The organism is Streptomyces acidiscabies, from assembly GCF_020010905.1.
Lineage (GTDB): Bacteria > Actinomycetota > Actinomycetes > Streptomycetales > Streptomycetaceae > Streptomyces > Streptomyces acidiscabies.
Map to the genome: position 1 here is coordinate 3,919,790 of NZ_JAGJBY010000002.1, position 21,752 is coordinate 3,941,541.

The following is a 21,752-nucleotide window of genomic DNA, read 5'->3' on the forward strand; positions in this document are numbered from 1 at the left end:
CCCCTAAAAGAAAGGGCGTTGCCCTGCCCCTAGTTGCTCAATAGGCCGAATCTCCGGGGCGCTTCACCCCCCACCTGAAGCCGACGTTCATAACGTGAAAGGGACGCGGAGTCTTCGATGCTGGAATCTGGTACTCGATTTGTGCGGCTTTCTTCCGAGCGCCTTGCCGGTGTGCGGCGGCGTACCGGTGGTGATCAGTCCGACCGGGCCATCAGTGAAGCGTGTGCCATCGGGCTGGAGTTCTGGGCTTCCGGGGCCAACCCCGAGGGTATTGAGCTGACTTCGGCGACCCTCTTCACCGACGTACTCGCCTGGGTCGGGAACCGTGACGGGGAGGCGTACGACATTGCCGTCCCCGACGGTGTCGACCCCGGCGATGCTCAGCTCGCCCTCGATGATCTCGCCGACTTTCCCGACCGCCCGCTCGGCACGATCGCGCCCTCCAGCGTGGCCGCGCGGCTCGCGGCGCTCGCGGAGTGGAACGACAACCGGGCCGACCGGGACCGTCCGACGATCGTCGAGATGTTCCGGGAGCAGGCGCGGACGAGGCCGGACGAGACAGCGATCGTCGACGAGTACCGGTCTCTGACGTACCGTCAAGCAGCTGAGCTGTCCAGCCAGTTGGCGCATCACCTGATCGAGCGAGGGCTCACTGAGGAACAGGTAGTCGGCATCTCCCTCGGCCGCTCCGCCGAGATGGTCGTCGGCCTGCTCGCGGTGCTCCAAGCGGGCGGCGCCTTCGTCCCGTTGGACCCGCAGTGGCCGGCCGCGCGCCGGGCCGTGGTGATCGAGGACGCGCGGGCCGTCCTCCAGCTCAATACGACGGGGGAGTACGACGAGGCCGAACCTCCCGCCGTAGCGGTCGACTTGGGGGAGTGGGCGTACGACGCGTACCCCACCGGCGGCACAGGGATCACCGCACCCGGCAACGGACTCGCCTACGTCATCTTCACCTCCGGCTCCACCGGCCGCCCCAAGGGCGCGATGATCCGGCACGAGGCGATCAGTGAGCGCCTGCTGTGGCAGGTGAACGAGATCCTGCACTTCGGGCACGACGACGCGTCCCTGTTCAAGGCGCCGCTGTCGTTCGACATCTCCATCAACGAGATCTTCCTCCCCCTGGTGAGCGGCGGACGCCTGGTCGTCCTGCGCCCCGGCGGCGAACGCGACCCCCACCACCTGCTGAGCGTCATCGCCGAACAGCGCGTCACCTTCACCTACTTGGTGTCGTCGATGCTGGACGTCCTCCTGGAGATGGCCGGCGACTCGGGGAAGCTGGACAGCCTGCGGCACGTGTGGTGCGGCGGCGAGGTCCTCACGCCGGAGCTGTACGAACGGTTCCGCACGAAGCTCGACATCCCGATGTACCACGGCTACGGCCCCGCCGAGACGACCATCGGCGTCTCCCACGTCATCTACCGGGGCCGGGCCGGGCGCCTCACCACGTCCATCGGCAAGGCCAACCCGAACACGCAACTGTACGTTCTGGACAACGAGTTGCGGCCGGTCCCGGTCGGCGTCGGCGGCGAACTCTACGTCGGCGGCTTCCTGTTGGGGCGCGGGTACGTCAACGCGCCCGGCCTGACCGCGTCCCGCTTCGTCGCCAACCCCTTCGCGAACGACGGCTCCCGCCTCTACCGCACCGGGGACTTGGCGCGCTTCGCCCCCGACGGCTCGCTCGACTTCCTCGGCCGCGTCGACAACCAGATCAAGATCCGGGGCATGCGCCTGGAGATCGAGGACGTCGAGGTCGGCCTCGCCGAACACCCCGGCGTCCGCTACACGTGCGTCGTCGCGAAGAAGAACTCGGCGGGCGGCACCTACCTCGTCGGGTACGTCATTCCCTCAGCCGGATATTCGGCCGGATATGGGGAGTTGACCGCCGACGAGGTCAAGGCGTGGGCGACCGAGCACATGGTCGAGTACATGGTCCCGACGCACGTCGTCGTGATGACCGAGTTCCCGCTCACCGCGAACGGCAAGCTGGACCGCAAGGCCCTGCCCGAACCCGAGGTCCGCACCGGCACGATCGTGCCGCCCGGCACCGAGAACGAGCGGATCGTCTGCGCGGCCGTCGCGAAGGTGCTGCGCCTCGACGAAGTCGGCGTCAACCAGGACATCTTCCAGCTCGGCGGCGACAGCATCCTCGCCATCTCCCTGCTCGGCGCGCTGCGCGAACAGGGGCTGCACGTCACCGCGCGCCAGATCTTCACGCACAGCGTCATCGGCGCGCTCGCCGCCGTCGCGAGCCGCGAGGACGTCTCCGCGACGGACCACGCGGACGTCCCGACGGGCACCGTCACCGGCTCGCCCATCGTGCGCTGGCTCGGCGAGACGACGGGCGCGGTCGACGGGTTCGTGCAGTCCGTCGTCCTCAACACCCCGGCCGAACTCACCGAGGACGCCCTCGACTCGGCGCTCACCGCACTCGCCGAACGCCACGACATGCTGCGCGCGCGGCTCGTGCGCGCAGAGCAGTGGGGCTTCGACGTCCCGTCCGCCCGCAGGGCTGCCGTGGACTGGCAGGAGAGCGACCTGTCGCTTGAGGAGTGCGTCGCCCTCGCCACCGCCGGACTCGACCCCGACGACGGCGTGATGCTGCGCGCGATCTGGCGCCGCGCGGCACGCCAACTCGTCCTCGTCGCCCACCATGTGATCGTCGACGGCGTCTCCTGGCGCGTCCTGCGCGAGGACCTCGCGACCGCGTGGAGCCAGTACAGCTCCGGCGCGAACGTCGAACTCCCGCCGGTGGGTACGTCGTTCAGGCGCTGGACGCAGCTCCTGGAACGCGCCGCCTTCGACGCCGATCGCGCCTACTACGAGCGGGAGTTGCCGGGGCCGGACCAACTCCTCGGCAGGCGCGCTCTGGTGGACACCGACACCGTGGCGGGCGAACGCGTCCGGGTCCTCACCACCGACCCGAAGACCACCGCCGCGCTGCTGGGCGAGATTCCCGCGAAGTTCCACGCGGGCGTCAACGACGTCCTGCTCACCGCCCTCGCCGTCGCGCTGTCCCGGTTCCGTCGGGAGCGCGGCCAGGAGCAGACGTTCGCGCACATCGAGCTGGAGGGGCACGGCCGCGAGGCGCGGTTCGTCGCGGACTCCGCCGGGTTCGAGCCCGAACTGTCGCGTACGGTCGGGTGGTTCACGACCCTGTTCCCGGTGACCGTCGACCCCGGTACGACCGAGGATCTCGCCGCCGCCCTCAAGGCCGTCAAGGAAGACCTCGCCCGCGTCCCCGGCAACGGCCTCTCCTACGGCGTCCTGCGCCACCTCCACGGCGCCGGCTTCACCGCCCCCGCGCCCCAGGTCCTCTTCAACTACCTGGGCCGCTTCGACACGGGCGCCGACGGAGACTGGGAACTCACGGGCACCACCGACCAGTTGGGCGAGAAGCGCGACCCCGCGATGCGGCTGCCGCGCGCCCTGGAGTTCAACGCGATCGCCGAACCCGACGCGGACACCAGCGAGTTCCAGCTCGTGACGACCGTGTCGTGGCCGTCGGGCGTGTTCACCGACGACGACATCACGGCCCTCGGCGACCACTTCCACGCCGCCCTCGCCGGACTCGCCGCGCTGGAGACCGGCGGCCACACGCCCAGCGACTTCGACCTCGTCCCGCTCACGCAGGCCGACGTGGACGCGTACGACGGGCCGCAGTTGAGGGACATCCTGCCGCTCACGCCGTTGCAGGAGGGGCTGTACTTCCACTCGGTCTTCGACGACGACTCGTCCGGCGCGTATGTGGAGCAGCAACTGCTCACGCTGGAAGGGGAGATCGATTGGGGTCGCTTGGAAGCGGCGGCCACTCGCCTGCTCGACCTCTACCCCAACCTTGCCGCCCGCTTCACCGCCCTCGCTGACGGCCGTGTGGTCTCCGTCCTGGAGAGCGGGGTGCAGGCGCCGTTCACCGTCCTGGACCGACCCGGTATCACCGACGCCGAACTCCGCGATCTCGCCGAGCGCGACCGGCGTGCCGGATTCGACCTGGCCGCAGGGCCGTTGATGCGGTTCACGCTGGTCCGCGCCACGGACCGCACGGTGCTCGTCCAGACCGTCCACCACATCATCGCCGACGGCTGGTCCGTCCCGCCGATGCTGCGCGCCCTCCTCGCCGAGTACCACGCGCCCGGCAGCGTCTACCCGATCGGCGGCTTCGCCGACTACGTCCGCGCTCTCGCCGGACGCGACGCCGCCGAGACCGACCGGGTGTGGCGCGCGGAGTTGGACGGCTTCACCGGTGCCTCGCTGGTCGCCGAGGGGCATACGCCCTCCGACACGTTCGCCGAGGTCTTCGCATCGGCGGAGGTCGAGACGCCTGGCGTGCCCCTGAGCGTCGCCGTGCACAGCGCTTGGGCCGTGACCCTCGGCAGCGTCCTGCACAGCACGGACGTCGTCTTCGGCTCCACGGTCTCCGGCCGCGACGCCGATGTGCCCGGCATCGCGGACATGGTCGGCCTGTTCATCAACACCATTCCGGTGCGGGCGAGTTGGACGCCTTCTACGACTCATGGGGATCTACTCGCGTCCGTCCGTGAACACCAGAGCGCGGTCCTCGCCCACCAGCACGTCTCCCTGTCCCGGATCGGCGCGGGCGCCCTCTTCGACACGCTCGTCGTGTTCGACATAGCGACGGACGTCACCGCCCTGCGCCGCCCCGGCGACACGCTTGCTGTCACGGAGATCGTCAACGAGGGTGCTCCGCACTACCCGTTGACGTTGGTCGTGGAACGCGACCGGTTCAACCTCATCTATGACGCGGAGGTGTTGGGGGAGCGCGACGCCCGCACCGTCCTGGACACCTTCACCTCGACGCTCACGGCGCTGCTCGCCGATCCGGACGCCCTCGTCGCCGGTCCGCGTTCCAAGGTGCCCTCGGTCGAACAGACCCCCCTCGGCGTCCGCTTCGACACCGCCGCCGGTCGCGCCCCCCACGCCACCGCCGTCACTCAGGTTGCCCTGGACGGCACGACCCGCTCTCTCTCGTACGGCGAACTCGCCGACGCCAAGACCGAGTTGGCCCGCGCCCTGCGCGCCGCCGGGGTCGGTGCGGGCAAGCGTGTCGCCGTCGCCGTGCCTCGGTCGGTGGAACAGGTTGTTGCGCTGGTCGCGGTCGTTAGTGCGGGCGGTGCGTATGTTCCGCTCGATCTCGCGTATCCGGACGAGCGGTTGGAGCACATCCTCACGGACTCCGCGCCCCAGGTCGTCCTCGTCGATGCCGAACACCGGGGGCGGTTCACGGAGTTGCTGGCCCGGACCGGGGTCGACGCGCGGGTGATTGTGCAGGGTGATGAACTCCCCCTGGACGATGAGCCGTTCGAGGTCGGCTGGCACGACCCCGCGTACGTCATCTACACGTCCGGCTCGACCGGGCGGCCCAAGGGTGTCGTCGTCCCGCATTCCAGCGTCGTGACGCTGCTCGCCAACACGCAGCCCGCGATGGGGTTCGGGGCCGATGACGTGTGGGTGCAGTTCCACTCGTACTCCTTCGACTTCGCGGTCTGGGAGCTGTGGGGGGCGCTGCTGCACGGGGGTGAACTGCTGGTCCCGGAGTACGGGTTGACGCGGTCGCCGGTCGACTTCCATCGGATGGTTCGTGAGCGGGGGGTGACCGTTCTCAATCAAACGCCGTCCGCCTTCTATCAGTTCGTCGAGGCGGATCGGCAGAACGGGCAGGCGTTGCCTGCTCTGCGCCGGGTCATCTTCGGGGGTGAGGCACTCGACCCGGTGCGGCTGCGGGGGTGGGTCGAGCGGCACGGGGTTCAGTCGCCCGAGTTGGTGAACATGTACGGGATTACCGAGACGACCGTGCATGTCACTCATCGGGTGCTGACCGATGAGGATTTTGCGGCCGACGTCAGTCCGATCGGGGGGCCGATTCCGGGGTTGGTGACCTATCTTCTCGACGACCGGTTGAGGCCGGTTCCGCCGGGGAAGGTGGGGGCGATCTACGTCGCCGGGGATCAGGTGGCTCTGGGGTATCTGGGGCGGGCCGGGCTCACGGCGGGGCGGTTCGTTGCCGATCCGTTCGCCGGGGACGGGTCGCGGATGTATCACACCGGGGATCTGGCGCGCCGGACGCTCGGTGGGGAGCTGGAGTTCGCCGGCCGAGCGGATGATCAGGTCCAACTCAAGGGGTTCCGGATCGAGTTGGGGGAGGTGGAGGCCGCCGTACGCGAGGTCGACGGGGTGACGGATGTTGCCGTGACCGTCGCGGACAGTGGGGATCACCTCGTCGCGCATGTCGTCGGGCGGGTGTCCGGGGATCTATCCGAGCGGCTCGCCGCGAAGCTGCCGGTGCACATGGTGCCGGGGCGGGTGCTGGCCGTGGACGCGCTGCCGTTGACGGTGAACGGGAAGCTGGACCGGAAGGCGTTGGTGGCGCGGGCGGCTGAGGAAGTTGCCGGTGCCTTCGAGGGCGCTGCCTTTGAGGGCTCGGGTGCCGCTGTCGGCCTTGCTGCCTCGGGCGCTGGCCTCGCGGCCTCCGGTGGTGCTGTTGGTATCGCTGCCTCGGGGGGCTCCGTCGACGCCCCCGCCCCCGAGGCTCTCGCCGCCCTGATCAGCATCTTCGCCGACACACTCCCCGGCACCGACATCGACGCCGACACCGACTTCTTCCGCGCCGGCGGCGACAGCATCGTCGCCATCACCGTCATCAACCGGGCCAGGGCGCTGGGCCTGGCCATCGCCCCCCGGGACGTCTTCCTCCTACGGACCCCGCGTGCACTGGCCGGACGCGTGAGCGCCCCCGTGCCCCCCGCACGCAAGGCCGAGGTCGCGATGGACGGCCCCCTCACCCCCACCCCGATCATCCTCCGCCAACGCCAACTCGGCGGCTCCCTCGCCAGGTTCGCCCAGGCAAGGACCCTCACCACTCCCGAAGGCACCGGCTTCACAGACGTCGAACGTGCCGTCAAGACCGTCGTCGCCGCGCACCCCACCCTCCGGCTCCGCCTGGCGACCGACCACGGCGTCTGGACACTCAGCACCGAACCCGACACCGAACTCACCGTCGTACGCAGCACGTTGACCCCCATGGCCGCAGCCGACGACCTCGCCGACCGCCTCGACCCCGAGGCCGGACGAGTCGCCGGGTTCGCCTGGCTGGAGGAGACCCGGACCCTGGTTGTGGTCGTGCACCACCTCGCCGTGGACGCGGTGTCCTGGCTGATCCTCCTGGAGGACCTGGCAACGGCCCTGAGCCGCAAGGAACTTGCGCCACCGACAACGTCGTACGCGCAGTACGCCGAAGCGCTGGCCGCCCGGGCGCAGCAGGACACCGGCACCCTCGGCCGCTGGATCACCACCCTCGACGCACCGCAACTCGTGTCCTCCATCGGCGAGTTGCGCGAGGCGACGGCCGTTCTCGACGCGGACATCACCGACCGCCTCACCCGAACCGCCCCCGCAGCCCTGGGAGTCGACCTCACCGAACTCCTCGTCGGCGCCCTGCGCCTCGCCCTTACGGCGATCCAGCCCGAACCCACCGACCTGGCCGTGGAGTTGGAACGCCACGGCAGGGTCCCCGTCCGCGAGGACCACGACTACACGCGCACCGTCGGCTGGTTCACCTCGATCGCCCCGGTCCGCCTCACCGCCCACACCGACCCCGTCGAAGCCGCCCGCGAGGTCGCCGACCGGCAGCCGGACGAGGAGGGGCACGTCGCGTACGGCCGCCTCAGGTACCTCAACCCGCAGACGGCCCCGCTGCTCACCGCCCGCCCCCAGGTGCTGTTCAACTACCTGGGCCGGGGCAGCGAGTCGCAGGCGCTGCACATCGCCGGGGGAGACCAGGGTAGTCCGTACGCGGTCGAGGTGAACGCGTGGATCGCCGACGACCGGCTCCACACGGAGTTCACACTCGCCGAGGGCATCCCGGACACGATCACCGACGCGTGGACCGAGGCGCTCACCCGCATCGCCGACGCCTCGACGACCGCCGAGCGCACCGCACCCGTCACCCCCCTCCAGCGCGGCCTGTTCTTCCAGGCCCAGTTGGCGGGGCAGGCCGGGCACTACGTCGCGCAGAGCTGGTTCACCTTCGAACGGCGGCTCGACGCCGACAAGTTGGCCGACGCGATGGCCCAGGTCATCGACCGGCACCCGGTCGTGGGCGCCGGGTTCACCACCGACGACGACGGCAACCCCGTCCAAGTCCTCAAGGCGGGCAGGCACGTTGACGTCCAGACCGTCCAACTGTCCTCTTTCGAAGAGGTAGACGCCTTCCGGGCGGCGGACCGCGACGCCGGGTTCGACCCCGGGGAACCGCCGCTGATCCGCCTAACAATCGTCCAACTCCCTGATGGCCGGGACGGGTTGCTGCTCAGCTACCACCTCCTGCTGTGGGACGGCTGGTCGCGCGAGATCGTGCTGAGGGACCTGTTCGCCGCGTACGCCGGTGAGCTGACCCAGGCCCCCGCACCCAGCTTCGAGGAGTACGCGCGGACACTGGCCACTCGCGATACCGCCGTCTCCGAGCGGTTCTGGTCGGACCAGCTCGCCGAGCTGTCCGGACCGACCCTCCTCGCCGGCCCGGCGCCCGAGCTGTCGACGGAGCTGCCGCCAACCCTCGTCCACACCCTGTCGGTTGAAGACTCCGACCTCCTCCGCGAGGCAGCCAAGGCGCACGGCGTCACCCTCAACTCCGTCCTCACCGGCGCCTTCGGCCTCCTGCTCGGCGCGCACACCGGCCGCAGCGACGCCGTGTTCGGCGTGACCGTGTCCGGGCGCGAGGGGGAGGGGCTCGACGAGATCGTGGGCGTCCTCCTCAACACGGTCCCGATGTGGACCCGGGCCCGCCCCCAGGACTCCGTGCGCGAGTACCTGGAGAGCGTGCAGTCCGCGCGGGTCGCCGCGATGGAGCACGAGCACCTCGGACTCGGCGAGATCCAGCGGGCCAGCGGCCACGACACCCTGTTCGACAACCTGTTCGTGCTCCAGAACTTCCTCGACATGGACGCCTTCGCGGAGATGAACGCACGGCACGGCATCGTCGAGGTGAAGGCCGACGACTCGACGCACTACCCCTACACGTGGGTCGTGACGCCGGGCGACCGGCTGACGGTCAAGGTCGAGCACCGGTACGGGAGTTCGGCGGACGCCCGGCGCCTGCTGGACGACTACCTCCGCGTCCTGCGCGACCTGGCCCGCGCGAGCGGACCCGTCGGCGCGCTGCCGGGACTCGGCGCGACTCCCGTACCCGGCGAGAAGACCGACATCACCACGGACACGGTCGTCGACCGCTTCGACCAGGCCGCCGGGCGCAACCCGGAGCGGCTCGCGCTCGTCGCCGACGGCAACACGCTGACCTTCGCGCAACTGAGGGACCGCAGCCGCGAGTTGGCGGGCGTGCTCGCCGGGCGCGGGATCGGTCCGGAGACCAACGTCGGTCTCGCGATCCCGCGTTCGCTGGACTCGATCGTCGCCCTGTTCGCCGTACTGAGGGTCGGCGCGGCCTATGTGCCGCTGGAGCTGGACCACCCGGACGAACGGATCGCGGCGATCGTGGCGGACGCGCGGCCGGACGTCATCCTGACCGTGTCGTCGGTGTCACCCCGCCTCAGAGGTGAACTGATCGAGCTGGACCGGCCGTTGCCGCCCGCCGAACCGTTCGTGACGTTCACGCCGGACGACCCCGACCGGCTGCGGCACCCGGCGTACACGATCTACACCTCCGGTTCCACCGGCAAGCCCAAGGGCGTGGTGACCGAGTACGCCGGTCTCACCAACATGCTGATCAACCACCAACGCCGCATCTTCGAGCCGGTGTTGGCGCAGCACGGGCACCGGGTGTTCCGGATCGCGCACACCGTGTCGTTCGCGTTCGACATGTCGTGGGAGGAGCTGCTGTGGCTCGCCGACGGGCATGAGGTCCACATCTGCGACGAGGAGTTGCGCCGGGACGCGCCCCGACTCGTCGAGTACTGCCTGGAGTTCGGGATCGACGTCATCAACGTCACTCCGACCTACGCGCAACAGCTCGTCGCCGAGGGCCTGTTGGACGACCCGACCCGGCGGCCCCCGCTCGTCCTGCTCGGCGGGGAGGCGGTGACGCCGACGCTGTGGCAGCGACTCGCCGAGACCGAGGGGACCGTCGGCTACAACCTGTACGGGCCGACCGAGTACACCATCAACACCCTGGGTGTCGGCACGTTCGAGTGCGCCGACCCGGTGGTGGGCGTCGCCATCGACAACACCGACGTGTACGTACTGGACCCGTGGCTGCGTCCCCTCCCGGACGGTGTCCCCGGCGAGTTGTACGTCTCCGGTGTCGGTATCGCGCGCGGCTACCTCGGGCAGCCGGGCCAGACCGCGCACCGGTTCGTGGCCTGCCCGTTCGGGGAACCCAGTGAACGCATGTACCGCACCGGTGACTTGGTGCTGCGGCGGCCCGACGGCAACCTCATGTACCTCGGCCGCACCGACCAGCAGGTCAAGATCCGGGGCCACCGCGTCGAACTCGGCGAGGTGGAGGCCGTGTTCGCCGCGCACCCGGCCGTACGGTTCGTCGCCGCCGTCGCGCAGCGCGATCCGCAGGTCGACGGGGCGTACCGGCTCGCCGCGTATCTCGTCCTGGACGGCGCCGAGTTGGCGGACGTCGCGGCCGAAGTCGGCGCCGGGCTCCCGGACTTCCTGCGGCCCACGCACTACGCGCAGGTCGACGGCATCCCGCTGACCGTCAACGGGAAGGCTGACACGAAGGCGTTGCCCGAGGCCCGGCCGCTCGGCGCGCTGACGACGGCGGGGGAGCGCGGGCCCGAGACCGAGACGGAGACGCTGGTCTGCGAGTTCTTCGCCGAGGCACTGGACCTGGACGACGACGAGGTGAGCGCGGTGAGCGACTTCGTGTCCCTCGGGGGACACTCGATGCTGGCGGTACGCCTGATCGGCCTGCTCCGCCGCGAGTTCGGCCCCGTCGTGACCATCCGAGACCTGTTCACCCTGCGCACCCCCGAAGCGATTGCCCACCACCTCGATGACAACTCCTGACCTCCAGCAGCCCCGCACCGGGGCCGACATCCTGCGCACCGCGCTGCGCCGCAACGTCGGCGCGATGGCCGGCGGCACCCTCCTCATGGGCCTCTACCAGGCCGGGGAGACCGCCTTCCCGATCGCGCTCGGCCTCATCGTCGAACACACGATGCAGGGCCGCAGCCTCGACAAGCTCGGCATCTCCATCGCCGCGCTCGCCGTGATCATCACGACGGTCTCCCTGTCGTGGCGGTTCGGTATGCGCATCCTCCAGAAGGCCAACACCACCGAGGCGCACCGCTGGCGCGTGGAGGTCGCCGCCTGCGGCCTCCAACCCGTCGCCCGCGACGTCGACTTGAAGTCCGGCGAAGTCCTCACCGTCGCCACCGAGGACGCCGACCAGACCGCCGACATCATCGAGGTCGTCCCCCTCCTCATCAGCTCCGTCGTCTCCCTCCTCATCGCCGCCGTCGCGCTCGGACTCGCCGACCTGCGGCTCGGGTCGCTCGTCATCGCCGGGTCCGCCGCGATCCTGACCGTCCTGTCGGTCATGTCGAAACGGATCGGATCGAGTACGCAGGAGCAGCAGGCCCGGGTCGCCCGTGCCGGCGCGAAGGTCGCCGACCTCATCACCGGCCTGCGCCCGCTGCACGGCTTCGGCGGCAACCATGCCGCGTTCCGCTCCTACCGGGCGGTCAGCAGCGAGGCGAAACAGCAGGCGGTCACCGTCGCCCGCGTCAACGGCATCTACGCGGGCACGGCCCTCGCCCTCAACGCCGTTCTCGCCGCCGCCGTCACCCTCACCGCCGGGTGGCTCGCCTTCGAAGGCCGCATCAACATCGGTGAGTTGGTGATGGCCGTCGGCCTCGCGCAGTTCATCATGGAGCCGCTCAAACTCTTCTCCGAGATGCCGAAGTACGTGATGATCGCGCGCGCCTCGGCGGCCCGCATGTCCCTCGTCCTCTCGGCCCCGCCGACGATGACACCGGGCACCGAAACACCCTCCGCAGGAGGGGACTTGGAGATCAACTGCGTCAGTTACGGCACGCTGCGCGACCTCACGTTCCAGGTGAAGGCGGGCGAGTTCGTCGCCATCGCCGCGTACCAGCCGCGCGCGGCGGCCGACTTGGTGTCCCTGCTCGCGGTGAACGTCCCACCGGACGGGTACGAAGGGGAGGTTCGCGTCGACGGGTCCGCGCTGGGGGAGTTGGCGGTGGAGGGGGTGCGCGAGCAACTGCTGGTGAACCCCTACGACGGGGAGATCTTCGCCGGGACCCTGCGCACGAACATCGACCCCTCGGGGACGAGCCGTACGGTCGACGAGGCGGTGGAGGCGTCGCTGCTTACGGACGTGGTCGCGCTGCACAAGGAGGGCCTCGACTATCCCGTCCGCGACCGGGGCGCCAACCTGTCCGGCGGCCAGCGTCAACGGCTGTCGCTGGCACGGGCGTTGGCCGCAGACACGGACGTACTCGTCCTGCACAACCCGACGACGGCGGTGGACGCGGTGACCGAACAGCTCATCGCCCGGCGGGTCGCGGATCTGCGGAGGGGGCGTACGACGCTGGTGATCACCAGCAGCCCTGCGCTGCTCGATGCGGCCGATCGGGTGCTGGTGTTGAACGACGGGGCGGTCACGGCGGAGGACACGCACCGGAATCTGCTGGCGACGGACGAGGAGTACTGCGCGGCTGTGGCGAGGTGAGACGGGGCGGGGGCGGCGTCGTGTTGCGAGGCGCGGTCACCGGGCGGGCCGTCGCGGGAGCGTCCGCGACGGCCTCTTGTCCGCTGCCGCCCGCGTGACGCGTCTACTCCCGGGAACCCCGCCCCCCTCACCCCAGCAGCCACCCCACATCCCGCACCAACGCCCCCCGCCACCCCGCCCGGTCATGATCCGCCGCCGCGCGCGACACCCGCACCCGCGCCCCGGCCCCCTCCACCAACCCCTCCACCAGCTCACAGTGCGGCAGCATCGCCCGCTCGTGCTCCCCGAGGTCGAACGCGACCCGCAGGCCGCCCAGTTGACCCGCTTCCCGCACCCGGTCCGCCATCACACCCCCGACCACCCCACCCAGCGGATCAGCGGACCCCACCGCCTCCGGCGTCCACCAGAACGACCCCGACTGACACGCCACCCCGGACACCAACTCGGGGAATTCCAGGGCCGCGTAGAGCGCGCTGAGCCCCCCGAAGCTCTGGCCGACGGCCACGAGGCGCGAGAGGTCGGCCGGTACCCCCGACTCGGCCACCAGCGGGAGGAGTTCGTCCCGGACCGCCTCCCACAGCTCGGGACGGCACGTGTACTCGGCCTCGCGGTCCTTGGCCGGGAGGAAAGCGAGGGTGACCGGCGGCAGCTCGCCGGCCGCGAAAGCCGCGTCGAACGCGGTCGTCGCGGGATGCAGGTACAGCCAGTCGTCACCGTCCAGCAACAGCACCAACGGCCCACCCCCACCCACGGGATGGAGCCGGACGGTACGTCGCCCCCCGAGCCGCTCACTCGCCCACCGCACCCGGGCCCGCGGCACCGGCAGCACCGCGTCCGCCCCCACCGCAGGCCAGTACGGCTGCGCCGGGGCGTCCGGCGTCGCGGCGATCGACCGGTCGCCCCCGGCGCCGAAGGGGTTGAAGGGATCGGCGTGCGCGTCCTCGCCGACGATGAACTGGTAGGTGACACGCAGGCGTTCAGGCATCGGGACCTCGGCGTACCAGCAGTCCGTGTCGGCCCAGCGGGTCAGCGCGACCGGCCCCGACCAGCTCTCGAACTCGATGCGGGCCTCGTCGCCGCGCCACAGGAACAGGGTGCGCCAACCTCCGTCGGCGGGCACCGACTTGGGCCCGTCGACGGCCGTCCAGAATGCGTCGGTGCCGACCTCGCCGTAGATCCCGTACTCGGTGAAGGCGTTGTCGGCCACGGCAGGTGTCTCCTTGTGAGAGGGGAGGGGACAGACTAGGCTCAGCTTCAATTAGGCGAGCCTAACCTAACGTTGACGTCCGTTTCCAGGAGGCCCGGAACATGAGCACGAACCCGTTCGACGACACCGAAGGCCGTTTCCTGGTCCTGGTGAACGACGAGGGGCAGCACTCGCTGTGGCCGTCCTTCGCGGAGGTCCCCGGCGGCTGGACGGTCGCGTTCGGCGAGGGGTCGCGGGAGGCGTGCCTGGCGTACGTCGAGGCCAACTGGACGGACTTGCGCCCGCGTTCACTCGCGGGGTGAGCCAGCGGGCCCGGTTTGGTCGGAAGTTTAGGTAAGGCTAACCTTGCTCTGCTCGTCGAGGAGTCGGCGCGTACCCCTGCCGGTACGCATCCCTCGTACGACGCGACAGAGAAAGGACACGTCCAGACCATGGCCACCCCCCACCCGGCCCCCCTCGCCACCGCTTCGCCGGTCTCCCTCGTGCGCCCTGCACGCCGGAACGACGCCGAGCAACTCGCCGCCCTGTCCCGCCCGTTCGCCCTCTCCGGTGCCCTGCGGGAACGTCCGACGGACCTGTACGCCACCCACGCCGCCGAGTTCCTCGTCGTCGAGTCCCTCGCCGGCGAACTCGACGGCTGCGTGGGCCTGAAGACGTACGGCGAGGCCGGGGTGCTCTACAACTTCTGCGTGGCCGAACACCGTCAGGGCACCGGAGTGGGCGGCCGTCTGATGGAAGCGGCCCTGGAACGCGCCCAACTCCTCACCCTCACCGCCCTGTTCACGGCGACGGCAGGCAGCGGCGCGCTGTTCCTGAGGCACGGCTTCACCCCGGCGTGCACGGACGCGAGAACCCCGCCCGGCTGGCACCCGAGGCAGGGCTCGCGCGTGCTGGTCCACCACGTCCGGTGAGCCAGCGCAACCACCGCCCCCGTAAAGGGACTTACGGCACCACCGTCGTACCCCCCGCCCCCTCCAGCAGACTCCGCACAACCGCATGCGGCACCCGCCCATCGATCACCTGAGCCCGCCGCACCCCACCCCGCACCGCCCGCAAACACCCCTCCATCTTCGGCAGCATCCCGCTAGCCAACTCCGGCAACAGCGCCTGGAGTTCACCGGCCGTCAGCCGGGGCACGACCTCCTCGCAGCGCGGCCAGTCCGCGTACAGCCCCGGCACGTCCGTGAGCATCACCAGGCGTTCGGCGTCGAGGGCCGAGGCGAGTGCGGAGGCCGCGAGGTCGGCGTTGACGTTGTAGACCTCGCCGTCGGCCCCGCGCGCGACCGGCGAGACGACGGGTATGCGGCCCTGGTCGAGGAGTGCGCGCACAGTGTCCGGGTTGACGTCGACGACCTCGCCGACGAGCCCGATGTCGACCGGACGGCCGTCCACCCACGCGGGCCGCCGCACGGCCGTCATCGTGTGCGCGTCCTCGCCGGTCAGACCGACCGCGAAGGGGCCGTGCGCGTTGATGGAACCGACCAACTCCCGCTGCACGCGCCCGGTGAGGACCATCCGGACGACCTCCATCGTCTCCGGCGTGGTCACGCGGAGCCCCGCCTCGAAGCGGGTCTCCAGGCCGAGCCGGTCGAGCATCGCGCTGATCTGCGGCCCACCGCCGTGCACGACGACCGGCCGCACCCCGGCCCGCCACAGCTCGACGACGTCCTCGGCGAAGGTGCGCCGGAGTTCGTCGTCGACCATGGCGTTGCCGCCGAACTTGACGACGACCACACCGCCTCGCAGCCCCTGCGGCAGGGTTGCGAGGCTCTCCCGGGCAGCGGTCACACTCACGGGGGCCACTCCATTCATGGACGGGCCCGGCTTCGTGGGCCGGGCTGGAACGGTCGTACCACTCGGTGATGTCCGGATCGCGAACGGCGGGGGGCGCACGCCTGTCACCGACCCCGGCAAGATTATTAGGTTAGCCTAAACTAACTATCGCTGGGTGGTTTTTGTCATCACCCTGTCCAACTGCTCCGACGCCTCGGTCACAGCCGAGACCAGCCGCTCGTGGTGAGCCTGGGTCAGGTTGGGGGAGAGCGGCACTTCGACGAGTTCGGTGAGGAGACGGCGGGTACGAGGCAGCGCTTCCTCGCCGACGTCCAGGAAGCGCCAGTTCCAGTAGGCGCGGGCGTTGTAGCCGGGCCCCGGACCGGCGTACGTACGGGCGGCCACGCCACGTTCGCGCAGATGCGCGGCGAAACGGGCGGTGAGCAGCGCGTCGGCGCCCGGCACCCGGAAGAGCAACTGCTGTCCCGAGTACGCCTCGGGGGCCACAGGTCTGCGCACCGCGATACCCGGCAGACCGGCCAGCGCCCCGGTGATCCGGTCGTAGTGCGCGCGCTGGAGAGCGAGCCGCTCGGGCAGCCGGTCCAGCGAGGAGAGCGCGAGCGCTGCGCGCACCTCGTCCATCCGCCAGCCGTAGACCGGGAGCGACCGCTCGTCGATCGTCGGCACCTCCTGCCCGGCGAAGTGCCGGGCGAGCCGGCCCTCGTAGGCACCGCAATGGATCACCGCGCGGGCGTACGCGTCGGGGTCGTCGGTGACGAGGAAACCGCCCTCGCCCGTGTTGACCGGCTTGTCGGCCTGGGTGGAGAAGGCGCCGAGCCGGCCGTAGGTGCCCAGGGCCCGGCCGCCGAGACCGACCCCCAGCACCGGCACGGCGTCCTCCACCACCGGCACGCCGAACGCGTCCGCGGCGGCGCACACGGCCGTCATGTCCGACGCCATGCCCCGCATGTGCACGACGACGACGGCGGCTGCCCCGGCCGCGAGTGTGCGGCGCAGGTCGTCGACGTCGAGATGCAGGTCTTCGTCGCACTCCACCAGTACCGGACGGTGGCCGGCCAGGACGATCGCGCTGGGGGTCGCCGCGAAGGTGAACCCCGGGCAGGCGACGGGCGACCCCTTCGGCAGGTCCAGCGCCAGCAGGCTCAGAGCGATCGCCGTGGTCCCGCTGGTGCAAGCCAGTACATGCCGGGCGCCCAGCGTCCCGGACAGCCGGTGTTCCAGTCTGCCCGTCCAGGTGTCGGACAGCGCTCTCGCGTCGTAGCGGTAGTACCTGCGCTCCCGCACCGCGCGGATCGCGGCGGATTCGTCCGCCGTGGTGAGGAAGGTGTCGCCCGTCTCGTAGGCGGGCCAGAAGGCCGCAGGGCTCGTCATGTCGTCTCTCCTGCCGGGACACGCGGTGGTGGTTCCACCTTCGTACGGACACGGCGGCGGCACTCCCGCTCCCGCTCGCGTCGGGCCGGCCGCAGCCTAGGTCGGCTGGACCTTGTCCGTCGTCCAGGCGCTGCGGAAACGCAACACGTTCAACATCCGTCTGACTGCGACGGGTTGGTGCACGGGTCCGCAGGACTGTCCTGGAGACGCGACCGCCGACGCGATGACCAGGCATCACCAGGTGGCGCAGGTGCCGGTCCAGCACCGCGGCAACCGCCGGACGGATGAAAGGTTGGCCGGAAACCACCCTGGTGACGTCCCGCTTCTGCTCGAACACTGTCGGCAGTCGCATGTGGCGCTCGCGAAGGGAGCCGGGGACCATGGCAGGACGCGCCGAGGTACCGCCGCTCCGGGACGAGGACGTCGAGCGGCTCGACGCCGCCGAGGGCGCGCTGCTCGCGCCGGTGCGCGGAACGGACGAACGCCGGTCGCTGCCCAAGGCGTACTTCGTGAAGAGCCCCGGCCGGTTCACGGCGAAGTTCCTCACCGCGCTCGGCGTGATTGCCGTCTGCTGGACGGCGATCGCTCTTCACTTCCACTGGTCCGTCACCGTGGCCGCGATGGCGGTGACCGGGCTGATGTACGCCCACCTGGTCGAGTTGCAGCACGAGTGCCTGCACGAGCATGCCTACCGCAGCCGCCGCCTGAACCGGCTGTGCGGCGTGGCCGCCGGGATGTTCCTGCTCAGCTCGTTCTGGCACTACAAGCACGACCACCTGCGCCACCACGCCTTCCTCGGCACCCCCGACAACCGCGAGTTCTTCAACTACCGCTTCCGCGACCTGCACCGCTGGTACGGACTCGGCTTCCTGCTCGCCGCCCTGCACCCCGGCCGCTACGCCGGCGTGGGCCGCAACCTGGTCCTTTCCTGCCTGGGCCGGCCCGTGCCAGGGGTGTCCCGGCCGCTCGACGCCCGGCGGATCAGGAGCGAGTACCGGCTGCTCGCCCTCCTGCTCGCGGCCGGTGTGACCGCGACCGTCCTCACCGGCTCCCCGCTGCTCGTCCTCGCCTGGCTGCTGCCCGCCGTCCTGGTCGGCGAACCGGTCCACTTCCTCATCGAGATGCCGGAGCACTTCGGCCTCAACACCCAGTCGGACCCGGACGTCCTGGCCAACACCCGCACGGTACGGACGTCCCGCCTCGCGCAGTGGTTCACCAACTACAACAACCTGCACACCGCGCACCACTACCACCAGGGCGTCCCCATGGCGCGGATCGCCGACCTGCACGTGCTCATCGCCGACCGGGTGGTGCCCGTGGCGGCCTCCTACCGGGGCTTCTACACGAGCGTCGTCCGCGGCCGGATCAGGTATCAGGACTTCGACGAGACCTGCATGACCCGCTGAGCATCCGCCGCGCGAGCACCTCGGCCAGCAGCACGGACTGCCGTACGGAGTTCTCCACCGCGTTCGTCGCCAGCCAGACGCCCCGGGTCAGGTCGCCGACGACGTGCAGGCCCGGACCCGCCTCGAAGGTCCGTTCGTCGACCGCGAACCCGCCGAAGGGGTGCACCGCCGTCGTCCCCGAGCGCCACAGGGACCGGGTCAGCTCGGTGGCGTCGAGGGAGGCGCGGCCGTAGCCGGGCCCGGTGGCGTTGACGACGGCGTCCACCCGGACCGCCGTACCGTCACCGAACCGCATCAGGTACCCGGAACCGGCCGGCACCACGTCCACCAGCCCCGGCCGGACCGTGAGGCGCCCGTCCTCCATCATCTCCAGCAGCCGGCGCGCGCTCACGGCGGGGAAGGACGCGATCCGTACCGCCCACGCGCCGACATAGGCGCTCATCAGCAGATGTCGGCCGGGCGCGTCCAGCAACCGCCACAGCGTGGGCACCCAGGGCACCACGGCTGCCAGCACCGACTGCCAGCCGATCACCCGCCCCGACTCGGCGACCGCCAGTTCGGCGCGGAGCGTGCCCGGCGATGCCGGGGGAGGGTTCAGGGCCCGGGTCCAGGACACCGGGCCGCCCTCCGCGTCCCGCACCTCCCGGGCGATGGCGCGGGCGATCTGCGCGAGAGTCACCGAGCCTGGCTGACGGCCCGTCACGAAGGTGGGGAGGTACGCGAGTTCGTACGCGGCGACCCGGCCCTTGACGCTGGGCAGCCGGCCCGACCTGGACGCCAGCAGAACCGGGCCCTCGTGCCCGCGCTCACGCAGCGCCAGCGCCGTGTCCACCCCGGTCAGCCGGGTCCCGACGACCCCGACCCGGGCCCGGCGGGGAAGGTCCAGGCCGTGCCACGGGTCACGCAGGAACCCGGCGCGGCCCTCGGCGGGCGCGTACGGCGCCGACGGCAGGTGGCCGAGCGTCAGCACGACCGTGTCGTACGACGCCGCACGGCCACAGGCGAACCGGCACCGCCAGCCGCCCGCCGTACGGCGCACCTCCACGACCCGGTCCCCGGTCAGCCGCACCGGCTCAGGAGCCGTACGCAGCGTGTCGGCGAGGACGGCGCGCGCGTAGCTCCCGAACAGGCGGCGGGGCGGGTAGTCGGCGGGGCCCGCGTCGGTGCGCCGACGCGCGAACTCGCCCTTGTCGTGGGGGTGCAGGCTCATCCGGTCCGCCCGCACGTTCAGCAGATGCAGGTCGTACGGGGTCGAGAAGGCCAGCCCCGGGCCCATCGGCGCGGGGTCGGCCACCTCGTAGCGCACCGGCAACCCCGCCGTCCTGGGCAGGAGTTGGCGCAGCAGGCTGGTGCCGGTGGGGCCGCAGCCGATCTGGAGCACCCGGTGCGGTGTCACCCGTCGCCGCCCAGTTCGGCGAGTTCCGGGCCGCTGATCCGGTACACCGTCCACTCGTCCATCGGCTTCGCGCCCAGCGACGAGGTGAAGGCGATGGTGTCCGTGTTCCAGTCCAGGGTCCAGAACTCCAGGCGCCCGTACCCGCGTTCCACGCAGACCCGGGCCATGGCCCGGAACAGGGCGCGGCCGACGCCGAGGCCCCGGTAGGCGGGCTCGACGTACATGTCCTCGCCGTAGACGCCGTGGACACCGGTCCAGGTGGAGAAGTTGAGGAACCACAGGACGAAGCCGACCACCTGCCCGTCGGCCTGAGCGACGTGCCCGTGCAGGGCGGGCGAGGGGCCGAAGAGGGCCGCGCGCAACTGGTCCTCCGTCAGCAGGCACTCGTGTGCGGAGCGTTCGTACGCGGCCAGGTCGTGCACCATGCGGACGACCGTCCCCACGTCCGCCGCGCCGATGGTCCGGATGCTGATGTCCGTCATGATGGTCATGGTGGGCAACGGTCCGGCGCACACGCCAGCCTCTCGCACGGGGCAGGGGCAGCCGGCGGCTCGAACGCGCCACGCGGATCCGCCGGTACTCGGTCGTCCGGGTTACGGGTGCCGCCGTCGTTCATCTGAACGGCCGATCGGGTCTGGCACGGACTGGTCCGCACCGCCACAGAAGACGTCGAACTCGGCGGCCAACTGGTCCACTTCTGCCTCGCCCGCCCGCACCGAAATGCGCATCGCCATCCCCAGAAGGTGAACGGGCGGTTGACCAGGGTCTGGTGGCGTCGGATCGCGGTGCCGGAGCGGACCTGGAAGTCGGCTCGGCCGAGGTCGTCACCGCGCCGGCTGCGCGGACCACCCGGCCGTCCGGGACCTGAGGGCGGAGGTACTCGAAGGCCCGGACGCGGTGGACTGGCTGGACGTGTTCGGCGCGGCCGGCCTGGTCATCGGCAACGACACCGGTCTCCCCACGCGAACTCCCCGTCCCGCGGCCGACGATCACTTGCTGTCGATGGCATCCCCGACCAGCGCGGGTGCCCCAGGCGGGGGTGGGTGATCTTGTCCTACGCGTACTTGAAGGGCTTGAGGGGCCGGTCGGGGTTGTAGGGCGGTGGTGTCGGGTTCGGGGCGGCTCTTGTCGTCGAGGCGTACGGTCGTCTCGCTGCGACACCCTGAAGATCAGGGCCTCCCCTCGCCGAGCTCTGCGCGCAACAGGGTGAAATCCGGGGCAAGTTTGGCCAGTACGGCGCGTGACCGGACGGGCAGCAGCAGCCTCGGCCGCCCGTTCGACGCCCCGCAGGCGTCCCCGGCGACCGCGTCCTCGGGCAGTCCGAGGCCGTGTGCGATCGCCTCCAGCTCGGGCCCTCGGACGTCGCTCAGGCTGACCGGGCCCGGATCGAACGATGCTGTCAGGCCGGCACCGGGCCGGTGGTCGGCAGCATCGTCAGGTCGAGGGCGGGTGCGCTGTGTGTCGACGCTCCGACCGGGATGAGGGCGATGCCCGTTTCGGCGATGGTGTGGGCCCTGTTCAGGCGGACGGTACCCGGGGCCTCCGGCAGTTTCCGGGGAGCGTCGGGTCGTCCGGCCCTGATCCTCACTACCTGCTCGATGCCGGCCAACGGCATGTTGTCGAGCAGGGGCCAGCGGGCCCCGGCATCGAGTGCCTCGGCGGCTTCTCTCATCTCGACATCGACCTTCACCGTCTGCCCGGTACGCGCCATCCCGCAGCGCATGGTGCGGGGTGACGCGGGTGGGTGGTTGCCGCCGTGGTCCCCTTCGGTTCGGTTTCCGAAGCGGTCGCCGATGGTAGCGTTTCGGAAACCGAAGCGTCGACCTTGGAGGCTGGACTCCACACCATGCCAACCCCAAAGCCCGGCAAGCCAGTTCGCGGTTCGGCCACCGGTCGTCCCCT

At 70.8% G+C, this 21,752-nt stretch carries 11 protein-coding genes; 5 read left to right on the forward strand and 6 right to left on the reverse strand.

Annotated features, from left to right (window positions below):
* The first annotated feature begins 117 nt into the window (after positions 1 to 117).
* A complete protein-coding gene (locus J8M50_RS43665; RefSeq protein WP_029184280.1) occupies positions 118 to 10,989 on the forward strand; it encodes a non-ribosomal peptide synthetase in 10,872 nt (3,623 codons plus the stop codon).
* Positions 10,976 to 12,676, forward strand: a complete 1,701-nt coding sequence (locus J8M50_RS43670; RefSeq protein WP_010356994.1) for an ABC transporter ATP-binding protein — start codon at positions 10,976 to 10,978, stop codon at positions 12,674 to 12,676. The genes J8M50_RS43665 and J8M50_RS43670 overlap by 14 nt, the downstream gene beginning before the upstream one ends.
* 127 nt (positions 12,677 to 12,803) lie before the next feature.
* Here J8M50_RS43670 and J8M50_RS43675 read toward each other — a convergent pair whose 3' ends face one another.
* A complete protein-coding gene (locus J8M50_RS43675; RefSeq protein ID WP_010356996.1) occupies positions 12,804 to 13,883 on the reverse strand; it encodes an alpha/beta hydrolase-fold protein in 1,080 nt (359 codons plus the stop codon).
* Between the two features lie 101 nt (positions 13,884 to 13,984).
* Between J8M50_RS43675 and J8M50_RS43680 the strand changes: the two genes are divergently transcribed.
* Together J8M50_RS43680 and J8M50_RS43685 are read left to right on the forward strand one after the other, a co-directional pair.
* On the forward strand, positions 13,985 to 14,185 hold the full coding sequence (locus tag J8M50_RS43680; protein WP_010356997.1) for an MbtH family protein: 201 nt from the start codon (positions 13,985 to 13,987) through the stop codon (positions 14,183 to 14,185).
* A 129-nt stretch (positions 14,186 to 14,314) separates the two neighbouring features.
* Positions 14,315 to 14,794 (forward strand): GNAT family N-acetyltransferase, encoded by a 480-nt coding sequence (locus J8M50_RS43685; protein ID WP_075692392.1) that lies wholly within the window; start codon positions 14,315 to 14,317, stop codon positions 14,792 to 14,794.
* A gap of 31 nt (positions 14,795 to 14,825) precedes the next feature.
* Here J8M50_RS43685 and argB read toward each other — a convergent pair whose 3' ends face one another.
* On the reverse strand, positions 14,826 to 15,587 hold the full coding sequence (gene argB, locus J8M50_RS43690; RefSeq protein WP_233450456.1) for an acetylglutamate kinase: 762 nt from the start codon (positions 15,585 to 15,587) through the stop codon (positions 14,826 to 14,828).
* A 234-nt stretch (positions 15,588 to 15,821) separates the two neighbouring features.
* On the reverse strand, positions 15,822 to 17,048 hold the full coding sequence (locus J8M50_RS43695) for a DegT/DnrJ/EryC1/StrS family aminotransferase (protein ID WP_010357000.1): 1,227 nt from the start codon (positions 17,046 to 17,048) through the stop codon (positions 15,822 to 15,824).
* 380 nt (positions 17,049 to 17,428) lie between these two features.
* Here J8M50_RS43695 and J8M50_RS43700 point away from each other — a divergent pair, with 380 nt between their 5' ends.
* Complete coding sequence (locus tag J8M50_RS43700; protein WP_010357002.1) at positions 17,429 to 18,454, forward strand: fatty acid desaturase family protein; 1,026 nt, start codon at positions 17,429 to 17,431, stop codon at positions 18,452 to 18,454.
* Here the strand turns inward: J8M50_RS43700 and J8M50_RS43705 are convergent.
* From J8M50_RS43705 to J8M50_RS43715, 3 genes are all read right to left on the reverse strand, one after another.
* Entirely contained in the window at positions 18,414 to 19,850 is a 1,437-nt protein-coding gene (locus tag J8M50_RS43705; protein WP_029184282.1) for an FAD/NAD(P)-binding protein, read from the reverse strand. The genes J8M50_RS43700 and J8M50_RS43705 overlap by 41 nt on opposite strands.
* Complete coding sequence (locus J8M50_RS43710) at positions 19,847 to 20,341, reverse strand: GNAT family N-acetyltransferase (RefSeq protein WP_010357004.1); 495 nt, start codon at positions 20,339 to 20,341, stop codon at positions 19,847 to 19,849. The genes J8M50_RS43705 and J8M50_RS43710 overlap by 4 nt, the downstream gene beginning before the upstream one ends.
* A 908-nt stretch (positions 20,342 to 21,249) precedes the next feature.
* A complete protein-coding gene (locus J8M50_RS43715) occupies positions 21,250 to 21,561 on the reverse strand; it encodes a beta/alpha barrel domain-containing protein (protein WP_010357005.1) in 312 nt (103 codons plus the stop codon).
* Positions 21,562 to 21,752 lie beyond the last annotated feature (191 nt).